Source organism: Streptomyces sp. NPDC028331 (genome assembly GCF_055565775.1).
In genome coordinates, this window is the sequence record NZ_JBVHTR010000005.1 from 215,895 (window position 1) to 233,435 (window position 17,541).

Genomic DNA, 17,541 nt, shown 5'->3' on the forward strand with positions numbered 1-17,541 from the left:
GGTCCCCCGCTCGAGGAGCTCGGCGGAGGCGCCCCGTCAGCGACGGGTGGCGCGCCCCACCCCCGCCCAGCCCCGGCGCCTGGGCTTCCCGGCGTACCTCAGTGCCCGTTCTGGGCCAACCGCAGCAAGTGGTCCGCCAGTGCCTGCCCTCCCGTGGGCTCCCGGCTGATCAGCAGCACGGTGTCGTCCCCCGCGATCGTCCCCAGGATGTCGTGCAGTTCCGCCTGGTCGATCGCCGAGGCCAGGAACTGTGCCGCGCCCGGAGGGGTGCGCAGGACGACCAGGTTCGCGGAGGCCTCCGCCGAGATCAGCAGCTCCTGTGAAAGCCGCCGCATCCGCTCCTCCTTGGCCGACTCCCCCAGCGGCGCGCGAGGCGTGCGGAAGCCGCCCTCGCTCGGCACCGCGTAGATGAGGTCGCCGTCGTTGTTGCGGATCTTCACCGCGTTCAGCTCGTCCAGGTCCCGGGAGAGCGTCGCCTGCGTGACGCTCAGCCCGTCGTCGGCGAGGAGTTTCGCCAACTGGCTCTGCGACCGCACCGGTTGCCGGTTGAGGATGTCCACGATCCGGCGGTGGCGTGCGGTGCGGGTCTGCGGCACGGCGGGCCCCGTGTGGTCGTGGTCCTGCGCGTGACTCATCGTCGTCTCATTCTCCGGATCGTCCGTCCCCGTTCACCGGGTGCACTGCCCCGAGGACACCGGGCAGCGCCCGGAGGAACGCCTGCACGTCGTCGTCGCCGATGTTCAGCGGCGGCATCAGCCGTACGACGTTCGCAGCGGGCGCGTTCACCAGGAAGCCGGCGTCCTGAGCCGCCTGCTGCACCTGGGGTGCGAGCGGCTCGGTGAGCACGATACCGAGCAGAAGGCCCGCGCCCCGGACATGTCCGATCAACGGGTGGCCCAGCGACTCGATTCCGTCCCGCAGCTTCTCGCTCTGCCGCTTGACGTTCTCGAGCAGGCCCTCGGCCGCGATGGTGTCGAGCACTGCGAGCCCGGCGGCGCACGCGACCGGGTTGCCGCCGAAGGTCGTGCCGTGCTGGCCCGGCTGGAGCAGCTCGGCGGCGCGGCCGAAGGCGACGGTGGCGCCGAGCGGCAGTCCGCCGCCGAGGCCCTTGGCGAGGGTGACGACGTCCGGCAGAACGCCCTCGTGGGCCTGGTACTCGAACCAGTGCCCGGTACGTCCGACGCCGGTCTGCACCTCGTCGAGCACGAGCAGCGCCCCGGTGGCGGCGGTGATCGCGCGGGCCGCCTTGAGGTATCCGGCGGGCGGCACCACGACCCCGTTCTCGCCCTGGATCGGCTCGATGACGACGAGTGCCGTCTCCTCGGTGACCGCGGCGGCCAGCGCCTGCGCGTCGCCGTAGGGGACGTGGGTGACATCGCCGGGCAGCGGCAGGAACGGCTCCTGCTTGCCGGGCTGACCGGTCAGCGCGAGGGCGCCCATGGTGCGGCCGTGGAAGCCGCCGTCGGTCGCGACCATGTGCCGGCGGCCCGTCAGCCGGCCGATCTTGAAGGCACCCTCGTTGGCCTCGGCGCCCGAGTTGCAGAAGAACACCTTGCCGTCGCGGCCGAAGAGCTGCAGCAGCCGCTCGGCGAGGGCGACGGGGGGTTCGGCGATGAAGAGATTGGAGACATGGCCGAGGGAGGCGATCTGCTTGCCGACGGCTTCGACGACCGCGGGATGGGCGTGGCCGAGCGCGTTGACCGCGATACCGCCGACGAAGTCGACGTACTCCCTGCCGTCGGCGTCCCACAGCCGCGCTCCCTCGCCGCGCACGAGGGGCAGCCGCGGGGTGCCGTAGTTGTTCATGAGCGCGCCCTGCCACCGCGCGGTCAGTTCCTGGTTGCTCATGACTCCCCCTCTGCGTCCGGCCTCTCGTCGGGCACGACCATCGTGCCGATGCCTTCGTCGGTGAAGATCTCCAGCAGGATCGAGTGCTGGACCCGGCCGTCGATGACGCGGGCGGTGTTGACGCCGTTGCGCACGGCGTGCAGGCAGCCCTCCATCTTCGGCACCATGCCCGAGGACAGCTCCGGCAGCAGCTTCTCCAGTTGGGAGGCGGTGAGGCGGCTGATCACCTCGTCCGAGTCCGGCCAGTCCTCGTAGAGTCCCTCGACGTCGGTGAGGACCATGAGGGTTTCGGCGCCCAGTGCCGCAGCGAGTGCCGCAGCCGCCGTATCAGCATTGACGTTGTAGACATGTCCGTCGTCCTGACTGCGGGCGATGGAGGAGACAACCGGGATGCGGCCGTCGGCGAGCAGGGCCTCGATCGCGCCCGTGTCGATCTGGGTGATCTCGCCCACCCGCCCGATGTCGACGGGTTCGCCGTCGATCTCGGGCGTGTGCTTGGTGGCGGTGATGGTGTGCGCGTCCTCGCCGGTGAGGCCGACGGCGAACGGCCCGTGCTGGTTGAGCAGCCCCACCAGTTCGCGCTGCACCTGCCCGGCGAGCACCATCCGTACGACGTCCATGGCGTCGGCGGTGGTGACCCGCAGGCCCGCCTTGAACTCGCTGGCGATGCCGTGCCGGTCGAGGGCGGCGCTGATCTGGGGGCCGCCGCCGTGCACGACGACCGGCCTGAGACCGGCGTGCCGCAGGAAGACGACGTCCTGCGCGAACGCGACCTTCAGCTCCTCGTTCACCATGGCGTTGCCGCCGAACTTGATGACGACGATCTTGCCGTGGTGGCGGGTCAGCCAGGGCAGCGCCTCGATGAGGATCTCGGCCTTGGGCAGCGCGGTGTGTTTGCGCGTCGTTCCGTTGCTCATGAGCTGTAGGCGCTGTTCTCGTGGACGTAGTCGGCGGTGAGGTCGTTGGTCCAGATGGTGGCCGTCTCGGCGCCGGCGGCGAGGTCGGCGACGATGTGCACCTCGCGGTAGCGCATGTCCACCAGCTCGCGGTCCTCGCCGACCGAGCCGTTCTTGCACACCCACACGCCGTTGATGGCGACGTTGAGCTGGTCCGGCTCGAAGGCGGCCCCGGTGGTGCCGATGGCGGACAGGACGCGGCCCCAGTTGGGGTCCTCACCGTGGATGGCGCACTTCAGGAGGTTGTTGCGGGCGATGGAGCGGCCCACCTCGACGGCGTCCTCCTCGGTCGCGGCGTTGATCACCTCGACCTTGATGTCCTTGCTGGCGCCCTCGGCGTCGCCGATGAGCTGGCGGCCGAGGTCGGCGCAGACCTCGCGCACGGCCTCGGCGAAGGCGTCGTACTCGGGGGTGATCCCGGACGCGCCCGAGGCGAGCAGCAGCACGGTGTCGTTGGTGGACATGCAGCCGTCGGAGTCGACGCGGTCGAAGGTGACCCTGGTGGCGGCGCGCAGGGCCTTGTCCAGGGTCTCGCTGTCGAGGTCGGCGTCGGTGGTGAGGACGACGAGCATGGTGGCGAGGCCCGGGGCGAGCATGCCGGCGCCCTTGGCCATGCCGCCGACCGTCCAGCCGTCCCTGGTCACGACGGAGGTCTTGTGGACGGTGTCGGTGGTCTTGATGGCGATGGCGGCCTTCTCGCCGCCGTGCGGGCTGAGCTGGGCAACGGCCTTGTCGACGCCGCGCAGCAGCTTGTCCATCGGCAGCAGGACACCGATCAGGCCGGTGGAGCAGACGGCGACCATGCCTGGCGCGTGGCCACCCGTCTCGTCGTACCCCGCGGTGTTGAGCGATTCGGCGACCTTCTCAGCGGTGGCGTGCGTGTCCTGGAAACCCTTGGGGCCGGTGCAAGCGTTGGCGCCACCCGAGTTCAGGACGACGGCGGTGAGCTCACCGCCCTTGAGCACCTGCTCGGACCACAGCACGGGCGCGGCCTTCACGCGGTTGGAGGTGAAGACGCCCGCGGCGGCGCGGCGCGGCCCGGTGTTGACCACGAGGGCCAGGTCCGGGTTGCCGTTCTCCTTGATTCCGGCGGCGATGCCCGCAGCCCGGAATCCCTTGGCTGCCGTGACGCTCACGGTGCGACTCCGATCGTCGAAAGCCCGGTGGTCTCGTCGAGGCCGAGCGCGATGTTCATGCTCTGGACGGCACCGCCCGCGGTGCCCTTGGTCAGATTGTCGATGGCGCTGATCGCGATGATGCGGTGCGCGGCGGCGTCGTACGCGACCTGCACCTGAACGGCGTTGGATCCGTGGACGGACGCGGTGGCGGGCCACTGCCCCTCGGGGAGCAGGTGCACGAAGGGCTCGTCGGCGAAGGCCTTGTCGTAGGCGGCGCGCAGCGACTCGCCGGTGACGCCGGGCCGGGCCTTGGCGCTGCAGGTGGCGAGGATGCCGCGGGGCATCGGCGCGAGGGTGGGGGTGAAGGAGACGGTGACCGGCTCCCCGGCGGCCGCGCTGAGGTTCTGGATCATCTCGGGGGTGTGCCGGTGGACGCCGCCGACGCCGTAGGGGGACATGGACCCCATGACCTCGCTGCCCAGCAGGTGCGGCTTGGGCGCCTTGCCCGCGCCGGAGGTGCCGGAGGCCGCGACGACGACGGCCTCGTTCTCGGCGAGCCCGGCGGCGTACGCGGGGAAGAGTGCGAGCGAGGTGGCCGTGGGGTAGCAACCGGGCACCGCGATGCGCTTGGACCCCTCCAGCGCAGCGCGGGCACCCGGAAGTTCGGGGAGGCCGTAGGGCCAGGTCCCGGCGTGCGGGGAGCCGTAGAACCGCTCCCAGTCGGCGGGGTCCTTCAGCCGGAAGTCGGCCCCCATGTCGATGACGAGGACGTCCGGCCCGAGGTGCTCGGCGACGGCGGCGGACTGGCCGTGGGGCAGGGCGAGGAAGACGACGTCGTGTCCGGCGAGGGCTTCGGGGGTGGTCTCGGCGAGCACCCGGTCGGCGAGGGGCAGCAGGTGGGGCTGGAGCGCGCCGAGCCGCTGGCCGGCGTTGGAGTTGCCGGTCAGGGCGCCGATCTCCACCTCGGGGTGCGCGAGGAGCAGACGCAGCGCCTCTCCGCCCGCGTACCCGCTCGCTCCGGCGACTGCGGCACGTACCGTCATGGAACCTCCTCCTGGATGGCATGACTATACGTTTCGCCGCACGTTTATGCAATCCTGGAGATCGAGTCCCCTGACGGTCCGTGTGCCGAGGCGATCAGGCGGCGCCTTCCTCCCTGGGCAGCATGATCGTGCGGGAGACGACGAAGGTCACCGGAATGGCCGCGGCGGAGGCGAGCAGCGGGGCGAACCGGCTGCCGGCGTGCAGGACGTCGACGATGACGTAGACGCCCACCGTGGTGATCAGGAAATTGGTGGCGTTCGTCAGCGGGAACAGCAGGAATTTCCGCCAGGTCGGCCGCGTCCGGTAAGTGAAGCGGGCATTCAGGAAAAAGCTGCCGATCATGCTGAGGGTGAAAGCGAGAACATGCGCGGCAAGATACGGCAGACGGGTGAGGAACAGCAGGTAAAGACCGTAGTACGTGGCGGTGTTGACGACGCCGACCACGGCGAAGGTGACGACCTGCCCGACGATCGGACGCGTACTCGTGATCGACATCAGGGAATGAGGTCCTTCGTGGTGCCGCGCGGCGCGCCGTCTTCCGTCCGTTCCACGTTGGTCGCCTTCACCAGGAAGTGCGGTCGGCCCTTGACCTCGTAGTAGATACGGCCGGTGTACTCGCCTATGACGCCGAGCATGACCATCTGGACTCCGGCGAGTGCGGTGACGGCGGTGATCGTCGTGACATAGCCGGGTGTCTGCACCCCGTGGATGACCGCGGCGCCCACGATCCACGCAGTGTACAGGCCCGCGCACAGCAGCAGGCCCATGCCGAGGTAGAGCGCCGCGCGCAGCGGCCTGTTGTTGAAGGAGAGCAGTCCGTCGAGGCCGTAGTTGAGCAGGCTCCGGAAGTTCCACGAGCTGCGGCCGTGTTCCCGTACGGCGTTCTCGTACTCGAAGGTGGTGCTGGGGAAGCCCACCCAGGCGAACAGGCCCTTGGAGAAGCGGTTGTACTCGGTGAGGTCGAGGATCGCGTCCACCACGCGCCGGGACAGCAGACGGAAGTCGCCGACGCCGTCCACGAGTTCCACGTCGACGAGACGGTTGATGAGCCGGTAGTACATGCGGGCGGTGACGGTGCGGGTGACCCGGTCACCGCTTCTGGTGCGCTTGGCTATGACCTGGTCGTAGCCCTGTCCGCGCAGCTCCACCATCCGCTTGATCAGCTCCGGCGGGTGCTGCAGGTCCGAGTCCATGACGACCACGCAGTCCCCCGAGGAGTGGCGCAGGCCGGCGAGCAGGGCCGCTTCCTTGCCGAAGTTGCGGCTGAAGGAGACGTACCGCACCCGCGCGTCGCGCTCGCTCAGCCGCTCCAGGACCTCGAGGGTGCGGTCCCGGCTGCCGTCGTCGACGTACACGAACTCCATGTCGTGGCCGAGCGGAAGGAGTTCGTCCGCCACCTTCTGGACCACGTCGTGGAACCGTCCGATGACCTCTTCCTCGTTGTAGCAGGGTGCGACGATCGAAATGAGCATGGTTCTTCCCTGGGGACGCGGTCAGAGAGCGTGAGTCGTGCGCTCGAGCGGTCGGGTGGTGGTGGGCGGTGCCGGTCGTCCCGCGGCGCGCCGCCGACGGACGGCGGTGAGCACGCCGAGCAGGATCAGGGCCAGCAGTGCGGTGGCTCCGGCAGCCATGCCGAGCCGGAGCCCCGGTGGATGGAACGTGCAGGTGAGACTGGTCGCGGAGCCGTCGAGGGGCACGGCGATCAGTCCGTGGTAGTCGCCCGCGGGTGCGGCCGGAGCGTCCCCCGCGGCGCAGCGCCAGCCGGCGATCCGGGGTGCCGCGACGACGGCGGTGCCCTTGCTGCCGGCGGGGATCCGGGCCCGGACGGTGCCGTCGGAGACGGACACCTCGGTGGCGCCGGTGGCCTTGAGCCCTTCCACCGCGGTGCGCAGCCGGGCGGTGTCCAGGCAGCCGACCGCACCGTCCGGGACGACGCTCGTCCAGGCGGGGGACAGCTCGATCCGCACCCGTCCGGAGGCCGGAGCCACGCCGAGCGGCTGCAGGGCGGCGATCCTGGTGACGGGGTGGTCGGACGTGAACCGCCCGATCGTGCCCGCCGGGGCGCCGGTGAGCCGTGCGGTGCCCGAGTAGTGCGGCGCCCACAGGTACACCTCGCTGCGCGCCGGGCACTGGGCCGTGATGGTGGGCTTCGGTGCGGCGCTGCCGCCCGCCGGACGGTCGACGACCAGGCCCGGCCGGTCGTCGTGGCTGCGGGCCGGCGGCTTCCCGTCGGCCGTGCGCACGGTGAGCGCGGGAACGGTGTAGACGCGGCTGCCCAGCAGCATCTCCTGGTTGCGGTACGGCGACGGCCCGAAACCGGAGACGCCCGTCCGCCCCTGGTCGGATGCGCTGGGCGGCCGGACCGTGACCAGCGGCGGTACGTCCTGCCGGGTCACGGTCACCGGGCCGCCGCTGCGCGGGTTCCACCACTGGTGCGGGTCCGGCGGGGAGTGCACCCGCGCGCCGACGGAGAAGACGGCGTCCGTGACGGCGTTGTCCAGGCTCTGCAGGCTGCGGCCGCGCGAGGTCCAGCCGCCGCCGAGGGCGGTGAGCATGCGGCTGAGGACGTCGGAGGTCAGGCTGCTGTAGTACTGGGCGCCCTGGCCGCCCACCAGCATCGGGTCGTTGGCGACGGTCTGTTCCCGGCCGGGGTCGGTACGGTACCGGGGCCAGCCGTCGACCTGGGCGATCGCCTCCGCCTGCTGCTGCTGGCGCGGCCCCCAGGGCGCGTAGTCGTCCAGGTGCTGGAGCCGCTGCCGGGTGGCCTCGGCGGAGGTGGCGGCGGTCTCGCCGAACTGCGCGCCGAGGAGCAGCACCACGGCGAACGCGGCCGGCACGGTGTACCGGCGGCTGCCCGCGGATCGCCCGTCGTCGGTGCGGCCGAGCAGGGCCAGCCCGCCGAGCGCGCCCACGACGGCGAACAGCAGCACCCACCAGGTGGTGGTCTGCACGAGAGCGCTCCGGCTCGCGACGGCGGTGATCAGTGCGAGCAGCGCCCCCGCCGGTGCCAGCGCACGCCAGCCGGGCGCGCCGTAGGCGAGTGAGTGCCACGCGGCGATCACCAGCAGTGCGCACAGCACGAAGGCCTGGCGGTACGAACTGCCCTGGGGCTCGGTGAAGGCGTGCCAGGCGAGCTGGGTCGGCCCCCACTGCATCGACAGCGCCATCGCGGCCACCAGCAGCGTCCACCCCGCGCGTACCCGCCCGGGAACCCTGCGGTGGAACGGCAGGGCGAGGGCGAGCAGCAGCGCCGTGGTGCCCACGTAGACGGCCGGGGTGCTGAAGCTGTACGTGGTGGGGAGCAGACGGGCCAGCAGGTCCTTGCTCGCCACCGGGGTGAAGTGCCCGAAGGTGCCCGGGTAGGCGTGCTTGGTGCCGAAGTACACGACCGTCACCAGCGGTGCGGCCAGGCCCATCCCGAGGGCGACGGTCAGGACGGCGCGGCCCACCGCCCGCAGGGCCTGGCGGCGCGGGAGCCCGGCGAGCAGCAGCCGGAGCAGCAGCACCAGACCGGCACCGAGGGTGGCCATGTACGCGGTGTAGAAGTTGGCGGTCCAGGCGAGGGCCACGACCAGCACACCGAGGACGCGGTGCCGTCCGTTCAGGGCCCATTCGCCGACCAGGCACAGCAGCGGCAGGGCGATGAGCCCGTCGAGCCACATGGGGTTGTACACGGCGGACGCCACGCTCCAGCCGCACAGGGCGTAGGAGGTGCCCAGCAGGCCCGCGGCCCACCAGCGGCCGGGACGCAGACTGAGCAGCAGCCAGGCCATGGCGGCGGCGGCGGACGCCGTCTTGAGCACGGTGACCACATACACCGCGAGGTCGATCTCGTCGCGCGGGAACACCGCCACGAGCAGGGCGAACGGGCTGCTGAGGTACGTACCGAGGTCGGGCAGGAAGCTGGAGCCGTACCCGGACTGCCAGTTGATGAGGAGGCCTCCGTCGGCCTTTCCGTGCAGCAGGTCCCACAGGTGCGCGTGGAACGGGACGTACTGGTTGCCCAGGTCGTTGACGCTCCGGGTGCGGGGCCCGAACGGGTAGCTGCGGGCGACGGCGTCGGCGGCGCAGAACGCGACGGTGGTGAGGACCGCCGCGAGCAGGGCGCCGGCCTGTCTCGGTCCGGTCGGGCGCGGCAGCCGGAGCCGCGCACGGCGGTCGTGGTGAATGGTGAGCTTCACACCCTGTCCCTGTTCGGTCGGCGCCGTATGTTCCCGTGAGCGTTCTCACGTGCGCGCAGAGAGCCGACCGAGAGAATTACAGCGACTTTCACAAATACCGGAGAAACGTCCGGTGAACGTGCAATGAACAGGGTCGAACACATCATTCTCGGCAGGCTCCAGAGAATTCGGGACGCATGGCGTCCGACCTGGGAAATCGCTCCCAGAACCATCGTGGATTCGCCGGTTAGACGGGCGGTGATTCCGAATGGTTGCGGCGCCGCCGGAGTAATAGAGAATGAATTCAGAATTTCATGAAGGTGTCGTCCAGGAGTTCACCCGGCGCCGTGCGCGGGCCGCGCCGACGACCGCCGGACGCGTCCGGCCGCGCTTGTCGGCGAACCCTTGACCTTGAGCGCACTCCAACCTCTACGGTCCTGTCATGATCGGCTTCCCCACCGCCTCAAGGGTGTGTGGGGGCACCAACGAACGGCTGCTCGACGAGCGGCAGCCGGAAACGGATGAGGGCGAAGATGAGCGACAGCACCACCCGCGAGGAGCGTTTCACCCACGGCCTGGAGGTCCTGCGACGGGTGGACGGCGAGGCCGGGCAGCGGGTCGTCGACTCGCTCGCCGACATCAGCCCCGAGCTCGGCCACCAGATCGTCTCCTGGGCCTTCGGTGAGATCTACGATCGGCCCGGGCTCGCCCCGCGCGACCGTCAACTGGTGACGCTGGGCATGCTCACCGCGCTCGGCGGCTGCGAGGCCCAGCTCGATGTGCATGTGAACGCGGCGCTCAACGTGGGCCTCACCGCCGAACAGATCGTCGAGGCCCTGCTGCACTCGGCGGTGTACTGCGGCATACCGAAGGCGCTGAACGCGACCTTCGCCGCGAAGAAGGTCTTCGCCGAGCGCGGGCTGCTGCCGCTGGGGCAGCAGCCCGCCGGCGAGGCCCCGGCTACCTCTGCTTGATCCGCAGGAAGGTGATGGAGTTCGCCGGGAACGTGTACGTGAACTTGTCGGCGACCCCGGTGAAGGTGGACGTGACCGGGGTGACCGGCGTGTCCGACTCCGTGTTCACCGCGTCGGGCGCCGCCGCGAGCGTCGTCACCCGGGCCTTGGCGGCGACCTTCGCGCCGCCGAGGTCGATCGCCGTGCGGGCCGCCGCGTCCTGGGCGTTGACGACCTTGACGATCAGCTCACCGGTCTTCGCGTCCCGCGTGACGACCTGGCGGAACGGCTCGGCCGGCTTGTCGTCGGTGAAGGCGCCCCACTGCTGACCGTCGAGGTAGAGGGTCACCTGGCGACCCCTGACCTTGATGTCGATGTCGTAGGCGCGACCGGTCTCGACCGACCCGGGCTTGGAGAAGAGGGTCGACTTGCCGCCGTCGACGGCCTGTTCGACCGCGGACCGGGTGTTGCCCCAGCCGCCCAGGTTCCACCAGTAGTAGTCGCCGGTGTCCTTGACGGGCGACGAGGAAGCCCTCCCTGCCGGACTTCTTGGTGGCCTTCACATGCAGGTCGTAGTCGTTGTCGAAATATCGGACATTGGTCAGCACTTCGAACGGCAAGATAGAGAGAGGGCATGATCGCGTCAATGGGGCGTGCGGGAATCGGCAGGAGGGACGGGAGATGGCGGTGGGCACCTTGTGGCCGGTGAAGGACGTGTCGGCCCATCTGGCCGGGCGCTGGCACGTGGAGCGCACCGTGCGGGATCTGGCGAGCGGTGAGGAAGGCCGGTTCAGCGGGACGACGGTGTTCTCGCCGCGGGAGGGCGGCGGGCTGCTGCACCGGGAGTCCGGCACGTTCGTCTGGCAGGGTGCGTCCCGGCCCGCCGGGCGGACGCTGCTCTTCCTGCCCGGGACCTCACCGGGCACCGCTGACGTGCGGTTCGCGGACGGCCGCCCGTTCCACGACCTCGACCTGAGGACCGGCCACCACATCGCCGAGCACCCCTGCGCGGCGGACCTCTACCGGGGCGAGTTCACCGTGTACGACGAGGACCGCTGGCGCACGGTGTGGCGCGTGGGCGGGCCCGCGAAGGACCTGCTCCTGACGACGGACTACACGCGCGCGGGGATGCCACCGCAGGTCTAGTGCTGTCCCGGGACGTTGGTGACGGGCAGCACGCCCTAGTTCCGCGACGCGGACTCCAGGCGCAGGTTCCAGCGCCCCCCGTGCCCGGCGAGCGTGACGGTCGACAGGGGGCGGACGTCGATGTTCCAGTACGACGACGGCTGCGCCCTGAGCGCGTACACCAGGGCCGCCCGCACCACCGACGGCTCCGCCACGGCGACGATGCGGCTGCCGTCCTCCACGGGGCGCGTGTCCAGCCAGCCGCCCACACGGGAGATGAACGCCAGCAGCGACTCGCCGCCGTGCGGCGCGGAGCGCGGGTCCGCGAGCCAGGCGTCGACCGCAGAAGGTTCCCGCGCCATCGCCTCGCCCAGCGTGAACCCCCGCCAACGGCCCATGTCGCAGTCCCGCAGCGCCGGTTGCACCAGCGGCGCGTACCCGAGCGCGTCCCCGGTCGCCCGGCTGCGCGGGGTGGGCGAGCAGTAGCGCAGCTCGGCCGCCGCCAGCGGCACCAGATCCCGGGCGACGCGTTGCACCTCGTCCCAGCCGGCCTGGTCCAGCGGCCGGTCGTCCTCGAAGCGCTCCGCGAGCAGGGAGGAGCTGCGCGCGGCGGCGACGAATGTGACCCGAAGATGCATGCGGCGATCGTCGGGCGCGCAAGTGCGCAGGTCAAGAGGGATTACTGATGGGTTACCAAGGGTATCGCGGGCATTACACACGGACCGTGTTCGGCACGTCGAACCAGTGCACCATCCACTGGTCCGGCCGGTCGAGCGGCTGGAAGCCGATCTTGGCGTAGACGCCGTGCGCATCGCTCGTCGCCAGCAGGATGCGGCGCACCCCGAGCGGAGCGAGGTGGTCGCGGACGGCACCGACCAGGGCGGTGCCGATGCCCTTGCCGCGCACCGAACGGTCGACGTAGACATCGCAGAGCCAGGCGAAGAGCGCCCCGTCGGTCACCACCCGCGCGTACGCCACCTGCTCGCCCGAAACGGTGTCGTAGACCCCGAAGTTGAGGGAGTTCGCGACCGCGCGGGCATGCTGCTCGCGGGGCCGGTCGAGCGCCCAGTAGGCGTCGGTCGCGAGCCACCGGTGGGTGCGGTCGACGTCGATCCGGGCGGAGTCGGCGGAGAACTCGTAGCCCTCGGGGAGGCGGGGGGCGTCGGTGTCGGATGTCATGACGGGAGGCTCGCAGGCCGGAGCGGGTGCTGTCGAACGATTTCGGGTGGCGTGGCACCACTGCCGCGGCAGGCGATGCGGCACTAGGGGCCGAGCACCTCGTCGCAGGCCATTCGCAGCCGGCGTACGCCTTCGGTGATCTCCCCCTCCCCCGCGGCGGCCGCGAAGCTCAGCCGCAGGTGCGGGGCCGGGGGTTCGGCGCTGAAGTAGGGGCGGCCGGGGGTGACCGCGACGCCCGCGCGCAGGGCGCCCGTGGTGACGGCGGACTCGTCGGTGCCCTCGGGCAGGCGCACCCAGAGGTGGTAGCCGCCGGACGGCACATGGGGCAGGGCGAGTTCGGGCAGGTGCAGGCGCAGGGCCGCGGTCATCGTGTCGCGGCGGTGCTTCAGCTCGGCGGCGACGGCGCGCAGATGCCGGGGCCAGGCGGGCGAGCCGACGAGTTCCAGCGCGGCCTCCTGGAGGGGGCGCGGCACGAAGAAGGTGTCGACGATCTGGATGGCGCGCAGCCGCTCCAGGACCGGGCCGCGGGCCGCCAGGGCACCGACCCGGAAGCTGGGCGAGGTCGCCTTGGTGAGGGAGTTGACGTGCACGACGACGCCGTCGGCGTCCTCGGCCGCGAGCGGGGGCGGCAGGGCGCCCGCGTCCTCGTGCACCAGCCGGCGGACGAAGTCGTCCTCGATCACGAAGGCTCCGGCGTCGCGCGCGATGCGCAGCACCTCCCGTCGCCGTTCGGGCGCGAGGACCGCACCGGTCGGGTTCTGGAACAGCGGCTGGCAGACGACGACACGGGCACCGGTCGCCCGGAACGCGTCGGCGAGCAGGGCGGGTTTGACCCCGTCCGGGTCGACCGGCACGGGCACGGGCCGCAGGCCGGCCGCGCGGGCGATGGCGAGCATGCCGGGATAGGTGGGCGACTCCACCAGGACCGGGGCACCGGGCGGGGCGAGGGCCCGCAGCGCGGTGGTCAGCGCGGACTGGCCGCCCGCGGTGATCAGCACGTCGGCGGCGGTGGTCGCACCGCCGATGCCCCGCGCGAACCACTCGCGCAGCTCGGCGACGCCCTCGACGGGCGGTCGGCCCCAGACGCCGGGGCGGCGGCCGGCCCGCGAGAGGGCGGCCGCCATCGCTCGCTCGGGCTGCAGCGAGGGGTGCAGATAGCCGCCGGTGAACTCGACGACACCGGCGGGCGGGGCGGCCAGCGAGACGACCACTCCGGACGCGTCGACACTGCGCGGCACGAGTTCGACGGAGGCGTCGGCGCTGAGGGCGACCTCCTGCCAGGCGGTGTCCCCCACGGCCGGGGCCGCAGGCCGTGGTTCGGCCCGGAAGGCACCGGCCCCCGGCCGAGTGATCACCAGCCCCTCGGAGGCCAGTTGGGCGAGCGCACGCGACACGGTCACGGGACTCACCCGGTACCGCTCGACGAGCGCACGACTGGACGGCAGCTTCTCACCGGCGGAGTAGCGCTTCAGCTCCTGCCGCAGGCGGATGGCCAGCTCCCCGACACTGCTACTCTCTTGCATGAGGACACAGGATAGCGCTATCGCCGACATGCCGATAGCAGTCACCGCATCGGCCGCCGAGGACCGCGCGGCCCGCCGCACCGGCACGCTCCAGGCCGCGCTCGGCGTGGTCGCCTTCTCGCTCACCTTTCCCGCCACCGCCTGGGGGCTGGAGGGATTCGGCGCCTGGTCCCTCGTGGCCGCGCGCAGTGTGCTCGCCGCCCTCATCGCCGGCGCGTGCCTGCTCGCGCTCCGCGTCCCGGTGCCCGCGCGGACCCACTGGGCGGGGCTCGCCGTCGTCGCGGCCGGGGTGGTGCTCGGCTTCCCGCTGCTGACCACCCTCGCCCTGAAGACCTCGACCACCGCGCACGCCGCCGTGGTCGTCGGGCTGCTCCCCCTGACCACCGCCCTCTTCTCCGCACTGCGTGTGCGCACCCGGCCCTCGCGCACCTTCTGGCTCGCCGCCCTCGCCGGCGCCGCCGCCGTCATCGCGTTCACCCTGCAGCAGAGCGGCGGCGCGCTGACCGGCGCCGACGCCTACCTCTTCGGCGCCCTGCTGATCTGCGCCGCCGGCTACACCGAGGGCGGCCGGCTGGCCCGGGTCATGCCCGGCTGGCAGGTCATCGGCTGGGCCCTGGTGCTGTGCCTGCCGCTCACCGTGCCCGCCGCGGCCGTGGCGCTGTCGTACGAGCCGGTCCGCCTCACCGCGCACGGCGTGGCCGGGCTGCTGTGGGTGGCGGCCGGGTCGCAGTTCCTCGGGCTGGTCGTCTGGTACCGGGGCATGGCCGCGATCGGCATACCCAAGGCGAGCCAGTTGCAGTTGGCCCAGCCCCTGCTCACACTGGTGTGGTCGGTACTGCTCCTCGGTGAGCACCTCACCCCGGCCGCACCGCTCACGGCCGCGGCGGTCCTCGTGTGCATCGCGGTCACCCAGCGGGCGCGGGGCTGACCGGGGCGGGGCGACGGACCGGGACGTCCGGCGCCACCGGCCGCGGCACGGCGGCCAGGGAGCGATGCTCCCGCGACGCGACGAGGAGGGCCCAGCAGATGCGCGCAACTGTGGGCGACAAGCTGGTGCAGCACGGCAGGATCGTCGGGCAGCACGACAAGGTCGGCGAGATCGTCGAAGTGATGGGCACGGACGGCAACCCGCCCTACCGCGTCCGCTTCCAGGACGGGCACGAGGGTGTGTGCTCCCCTGGCCCCGACACCGAGATCCGCCACAAGGAGGACGTCGGCCGGCCGATCGGACAGTAGGGGGTCAGCGCGGGGGCTTCGCCGGCTGCCGGTAGTGATCGGCGACCACCCGCGCCATCGCGCCGATCGGGTCCGCGGCCACGTCCTTGGCGGCGAAGAACACGTGCCCGCGAACCTGCGGGTAGCGCTTGGCCAGCGTGAGGTGCAGCGAGAGTTCGGCCGGGTCCCGCCAGGCGGCGGGCTCGGCCGCGGGACCCGCCTTGTACAGCGCCTCGCCCGCGTAGAGCTGTACGCCCGTGCCCTGGGCGACCCCCGCCCACCAGGGCAGGAGTCGCGCGTAGTCGGCGGCGTCGTAGCCGATGTTCCAGTAGAGCTGCGGGCAGACGTAGTCCAGCCACCCCGATCTCACCCACGTCCTCGTGTCCGCGTACAGGTCGTCGTACGTCTGCACCCCGGCCCGGGTGTCCGAGCCGCGGGGGTCGGTGTCGGCGTTGCGCCAGACCCCGAAGGGGCTGATCCCGAAGCGGGCGGCCGGTCTCGTCTGCCGCAGACGGCTCGCCATCTCGCGCACCAGCCGGTCGATGTTGTCCCGGCGCCAGGCGGCCAGGCTCGGGAAGTCGTCCCCGTACTCCTCGTAGGCGCCCTCGTCGTCGAAGTCCTCCCCCTCGACGGGGTACGGGTAGAAGTAGTCGTCGAAGTGGACGCCGTCGACCGGGTAGCGGCGCACGGCGTCCAGGATCGCGTCCTCCACGAAGGCGCGGACCTCGGGCAGTCCCGGGTTGTAGTAGAGCTTGCCGCCGTAGGCCACGACCCAGTCGGGGTGCAGGCGGGCGGGGTGCCGGGCGGCGAGCCGGGACAGGTCGGTGTGCAGGGCGATCCGGTACGGGTTGAACCAGGCGTGCAGTTCCAGACCCCGCGCGTGCGCCTCCGTGACGGCCGTGCCGAGCGGGTCCCAGCCCGGGTCCTTCCCCTGGGTGCCGGTCAGGTACTGGGACCACGGCTCGTACGGCGAGGGCCACAGCGCGTCGGCGGTGGGGCGCACCTGGAAGAACACGGCGTTCAGCCGGCGCCGTACCGCCACGTCGAGCAGGGTGCACAGCTCGGCGCGCTGCGCGGACGCCGTCAGGCCGGGACGGGACGGCCAGTCGCGGTTGGCCACGCAGGCCAGCCACATGCCCCGCATCTCCCCGGCCGCCGCGGCGCGCCGTGGTGCGGCCGCCGCGCCTCCCGCCGTCATCAGGCTCGCCACCGCGGCCACCGTGAACGCCCGGCGTGACAACCGCCCCATCGACACACCCCATACGCTGCGGACCCGCCTCGTCACGGATCGTCCCGGTGCCCCAGCATGCTCCCACCCGGACGATCGATCATCGATACTTGGGAGTAACGTGCACGATCGGAGCAGGCGACCGGAACCCGATCGGACCTGCCACAGCCGTAGATCAGCGAAAGGGACGATGTGACCGACATCGAACGCGTCGGAGTGGTGGGCTGCGGCCAGATGGGCGCGGGCATCGCCGAGGTGTGCGCCCGCGCCGGACTGGACGTGAAGGTCGCCGAGACCACCGGCGAGGCCCTGGAGATCGGCCGGACCCGCCTGTTCAACTCCCTGTCCAAGGCGGCCGAGCGCGGCAAGATCTCCGAGGAGGAGCTGGAGGCGACACAGGCGCGCCTCGCCTTCACCACCGACCTCGGCGAGTTCGCGGACCGCGACCTGGTGATCGAGGCCGTCGTCGAGAACGAGCAGGTGAAGACGGAGATCTTCCAGGTGCTCGACCAGGTGGTGACCCGTCCGGACGCCATCCTGGCCTCCAACACCTCCTCGATCCCGCTGGTGAAGCTGGCCGTGGCGACCTCGCGGCCGGACCAGGTGATCGGCATCCACTTCTTCAACCCGGCCCCGGTGCAGAAGCTCGTCGAGCTGATCCCGGCCCTCACCACCTCCGAGGGCACTCTGAGCCGGGCCCATCTCTTCGCGGAGAAGCTCCTCGGCAAGCACGCCATCCGCGCCCAGGACCGCTCGGGCTTCGTCGTCAACGCGCTGCTCGTGCCGTATCTGCTGTCTGCCATCCGCATGTTCGAGTCGGGCATCGCGGGGCGCGAGGACATCGACAACGGCATGGAGATGGGCTGCGCCCACCCGATGGGCCCGCTCAAGCTCGCCGACCTGATCGGGCTGGACACCGTCGTCTCGATCGCCAACTCGATGTACCAGGAGTACAAGGAGCCCCTGTACGCCGCTCCCCCGCTGCTGCAGCGGATGGTGGAGGCGGGCCGGCTCGGGCGGAAGACCGGTTCGGGCTTCTACACCTACTCCTGACTACCGAGCGTCGAACTTCCGGCTCGCGTGGGCCCGGCACCGTCGGACGGGGGTTGGAGCCCACCCCTTCCACCAAGTTTTTTCCCCGGAACCCCCCCCGGCCCTTCCCCCACCCCCCCCCCCGCCCCCAACAAAGAGC

General features: G+C 71.5%; 17 protein-coding genes and 1 pseudogene. 5 read left to right on the forward strand and 13 right to left on the reverse strand.

Translation table 11 applies throughout. The features are described from left to right. Window positions 1-98: 98 nt before the first annotated feature. The 8 genes from ACZ4SW_RS09005 to ACZ4SW_RS09040 form a co-directional block, all read right to left on the reverse strand. Window positions 99-635 (reverse strand): arginine repressor, encoded by a 537-nt coding sequence (locus ACZ4SW_RS09005; RefSeq protein WP_468239871.1) that lies wholly within the window; start codon window positions 633-635, stop codon window positions 99-101. A gap of 7 nt (window positions 636-642) precedes the next feature. Next, window positions 643-1,848: an acetylornithine transaminase gene (locus ACZ4SW_RS09010; protein ID WP_468239874.1), complete on the reverse strand. Its 1,206-nt coding sequence runs from the start codon at window positions 1,846-1,848 to the stop codon at window positions 643-645. After that, a complete protein-coding gene (argB, locus tag ACZ4SW_RS09015; RefSeq protein ID WP_468239877.1) occupies window positions 1,845-2,765 on the reverse strand; it encodes an acetylglutamate kinase in 921 nt (306 codons plus the stop codon). Before argB ends, ACZ4SW_RS09010 begins: the two co-directional genes overlap by 4 nt. Further along, window positions 2,762-3,940 carry a bifunctional glutamate N-acetyltransferase/amino-acid acetyltransferase ArgJ gene (gene argJ / locus ACZ4SW_RS09020; protein WP_468239879.1) on the reverse strand — a complete coding sequence of 393 codons (1,179 nt, stop codon included), beginning with the start codon at window positions 3,938-3,940 and terminating at the stop codon, window positions 2,762-2,764. Before argJ ends, argB begins: the two co-directional genes overlap by 4 nt. Beyond that, entirely contained in the window at window positions 3,937-4,965 is a 1,029-nt protein-coding gene (argC, locus tag ACZ4SW_RS09025; RefSeq protein WP_468239882.1) for an N-acetyl-gamma-glutamyl-phosphate reductase, read from the reverse strand. Before argC ends, argJ begins: the two co-directional genes overlap by 4 nt. A gap of 94 nt (window positions 4,966-5,059) precedes the next feature. After that, complete coding sequence (locus ACZ4SW_RS09030; protein ID WP_468239885.1) at window positions 5,060-5,461, reverse strand: GtrA family protein; 402 nt, start codon at window positions 5,459-5,461, stop codon at window positions 5,060-5,062. Further along, window positions 5,461-6,438: a glycosyltransferase family 2 protein gene (locus tag ACZ4SW_RS09035; protein ID WP_468239887.1), complete on the reverse strand. Its 978-nt coding sequence runs from the start codon at window positions 6,436-6,438 to the stop codon at window positions 5,461-5,463. Before ACZ4SW_RS09035 ends, ACZ4SW_RS09030 begins: the two co-directional genes overlap by 1 nt. A 21-nt stretch (window positions 6,439-6,459) precedes the next feature. Then, window positions 6,460-9,147, reverse strand: a complete 2,688-nt coding sequence (locus tag ACZ4SW_RS09040; RefSeq protein ID WP_468239889.1) for a YfhO family protein — start codon at window positions 9,145-9,147, stop codon at window positions 6,460-6,462. Window positions 9,148-9,659: 512 nt separating this feature from the next. Here ACZ4SW_RS09040 and ACZ4SW_RS09045 point away from each other — a divergent pair. Then, entirely contained in the window at window positions 9,660-10,100 is a 441-nt protein-coding gene (locus tag ACZ4SW_RS09045; protein ID WP_468239892.1) for a carboxymuconolactone decarboxylase family protein, read from the forward strand. Here ACZ4SW_RS09045 and ACZ4SW_RS09050 read toward each other — a convergent pair. Continuing rightward, window positions 10,087-10,660: pseudogene (locus ACZ4SW_RS09050) on the reverse strand (alpha-L-arabinofuranosidase C-terminal domain-containing protein); the annotation flags it as partial. The gene ACZ4SW_RS09045 and the pseudogene ACZ4SW_RS09050 sit on opposite strands and share 14 nt — an antisense overlap. Before the next feature lie 106 nt (window positions 10,661-10,766). On the opposite strand from ACZ4SW_RS09050, the gene ACZ4SW_RS09055 reads away from it, so the two are divergent. Beyond that, the gene (locus tag ACZ4SW_RS09055; protein WP_468240334.1) at window positions 10,767-11,225 is read left to right on the forward strand and encodes a DUF6314 family protein; all 459 of its coding nucleotides are present in this window, start codon (window positions 10,767-10,769) and stop codon (window positions 11,223-11,225) included. 35 nt (window positions 11,226-11,260) lie between these two features. On the opposite strand, the gene ACZ4SW_RS09060 is transcribed toward ACZ4SW_RS09055, so the two are convergent. From ACZ4SW_RS09060 to ACZ4SW_RS09070, 3 genes are all read right to left on the reverse strand, one after another. Further along, entirely contained in the window at window positions 11,261-11,842 is a 582-nt protein-coding gene (locus ACZ4SW_RS09060; protein ID WP_468239894.1) for a histidine phosphatase family protein, read from the reverse strand. A gap of 73 nt (window positions 11,843-11,915) precedes the next feature. Then, the gene (locus tag ACZ4SW_RS09065; RefSeq protein ID WP_468239897.1) at window positions 11,916-12,383 is read right to left on the reverse strand and encodes a GNAT family N-acetyltransferase; all 468 of its coding nucleotides are present in this window, start codon (window positions 12,381-12,383) and stop codon (window positions 11,916-11,918) included. 83 nt (window positions 12,384-12,466) lie between these two features. Next, entirely contained in the window at window positions 12,467-13,906 is a 1,440-nt protein-coding gene (locus tag ACZ4SW_RS09070) for an aminotransferase-like domain-containing protein (RefSeq protein ID WP_468239900.1), read from the reverse strand. Here ACZ4SW_RS09070 and ACZ4SW_RS09075 point away from each other — a divergent pair. Beyond that, entirely contained in the window at window positions 13,905-14,834 is a 930-nt protein-coding gene (locus ACZ4SW_RS09075) for a DMT family transporter (RefSeq protein WP_468239903.1), read from the forward strand. The genes ACZ4SW_RS09070 and ACZ4SW_RS09075 overlap by 2 nt on opposite strands. A gap of 98 nt (window positions 14,835-14,932) precedes the next feature. Then, window positions 14,933-15,142, forward strand: a complete 210-nt coding sequence (locus tag ACZ4SW_RS09080; RefSeq protein ID WP_468239905.1) for a DUF1918 domain-containing protein — start codon at window positions 14,933-14,935, stop codon at window positions 15,140-15,142. Between the two features lie 4 nt (window positions 15,143-15,146). Here ACZ4SW_RS09080 and ACZ4SW_RS09085 read toward each other — a convergent pair whose 3' ends face one another. Further along, window positions 15,147-16,370: a glycoside hydrolase family 10-like protein gene (locus ACZ4SW_RS09085; protein ID WP_468239908.1), complete on the reverse strand. Its 1,224-nt coding sequence runs from the start codon at window positions 16,368-16,370 to the stop codon at window positions 15,147-15,149. 171 nt (window positions 16,371-16,541) lie between these two features. On the opposite strand from ACZ4SW_RS09085, the gene ACZ4SW_RS09090 reads away from it, so the two are divergent. Then, entirely contained in the window at window positions 16,542-17,402 is an 861-nt protein-coding gene (locus ACZ4SW_RS09090) for a 3-hydroxybutyryl-CoA dehydrogenase (protein WP_468239910.1), read from the forward strand. The last annotated feature ends 139 nt before the right edge of the window (window positions 17,403-17,541 follow it).

Bases quoted from the DNA above. Each gene is read 5' to 3' on its own strand.
- ACZ4SW_RS09065 (WP_468239897.1), bottom strand. From the start codon at position 12,383: ATGACATCCGACACCGACGCCCCCCGCCTCCCCGAGGGCTACGAGTTC.
- ACZ4SW_RS09030 (WP_468239885.1), bottom strand. From the start codon at position 5,461: ATGTCGATCACGAGTACGCGTCCGATCGTCGGGCAGGTCGTCACCTTC.
- ACZ4SW_RS09075 (WP_468239903.1), top strand. From the start codon at position 13,905: ATGAGGACACAGGATAGCGCTATCGCCGACATGCCGATAGCAGTCACC.
- ACZ4SW_RS09045 (WP_468239892.1), top strand. From the start codon at position 9,660: ATGAGCGACAGCACCACCCGCGAGGAGCGTTTCACCCACGGCCTGGAG.
- ACZ4SW_RS09070 (WP_468239900.1), bottom strand. From the start codon at position 13,906: ATGCAAGAGAGTAGCAGTGTCGGGGAGCTGGCCATCCGCCTGCGGCAG.
- argC (WP_468239882.1), bottom strand. From the start codon at position 4,965: ATGACGGTACGTGCCGCAGTCGCCGGAGCGAGCGGGTACGCGGGCGGA.
- argB (WP_468239877.1), bottom strand. From the start codon at position 2,765: ATGAGCAACGGAACGACGCGCAAACACACCGCGCTGCCCAAGGCCGAG.
- ACZ4SW_RS09010 (WP_468239874.1), bottom strand. From the start codon at position 1,848: ATGAGCAACCAGGAACTGACCGCGCGGTGGCAGGGCGCGCTCATGAAC.
- ACZ4SW_RS09085 (WP_468239908.1), bottom strand. From the start codon at position 16,370: ATGGGGCGGTTGTCACGCCGGGCGTTCACGGTGGCCGCGGTGGCGAGC.
- ACZ4SW_RS09060 (WP_468239894.1), bottom strand. From the start codon at position 11,842: ATGCATCTTCGGGTCACATTCGTCGCCGCCGCGCGCAGCTCCTCCCTG.
- ACZ4SW_RS09035 (WP_468239887.1), bottom strand. From the start codon at position 6,438: ATGCTCATTTCGATCGTCGCACCCTGCTACAACGAGGAAGAGGTCATC.
- ACZ4SW_RS09080 (WP_468239905.1), top strand. From the start codon at position 14,933: ATGCGCGCAACTGTGGGCGACAAGCTGGTGCAGCACGGCAGGATCGTC.
- ACZ4SW_RS09005 (WP_468239871.1), bottom strand. From the start codon at position 635: ATGAGTCACGCGCAGGACCACGACCACACGGGGCCCGCCGTGCCGCAG.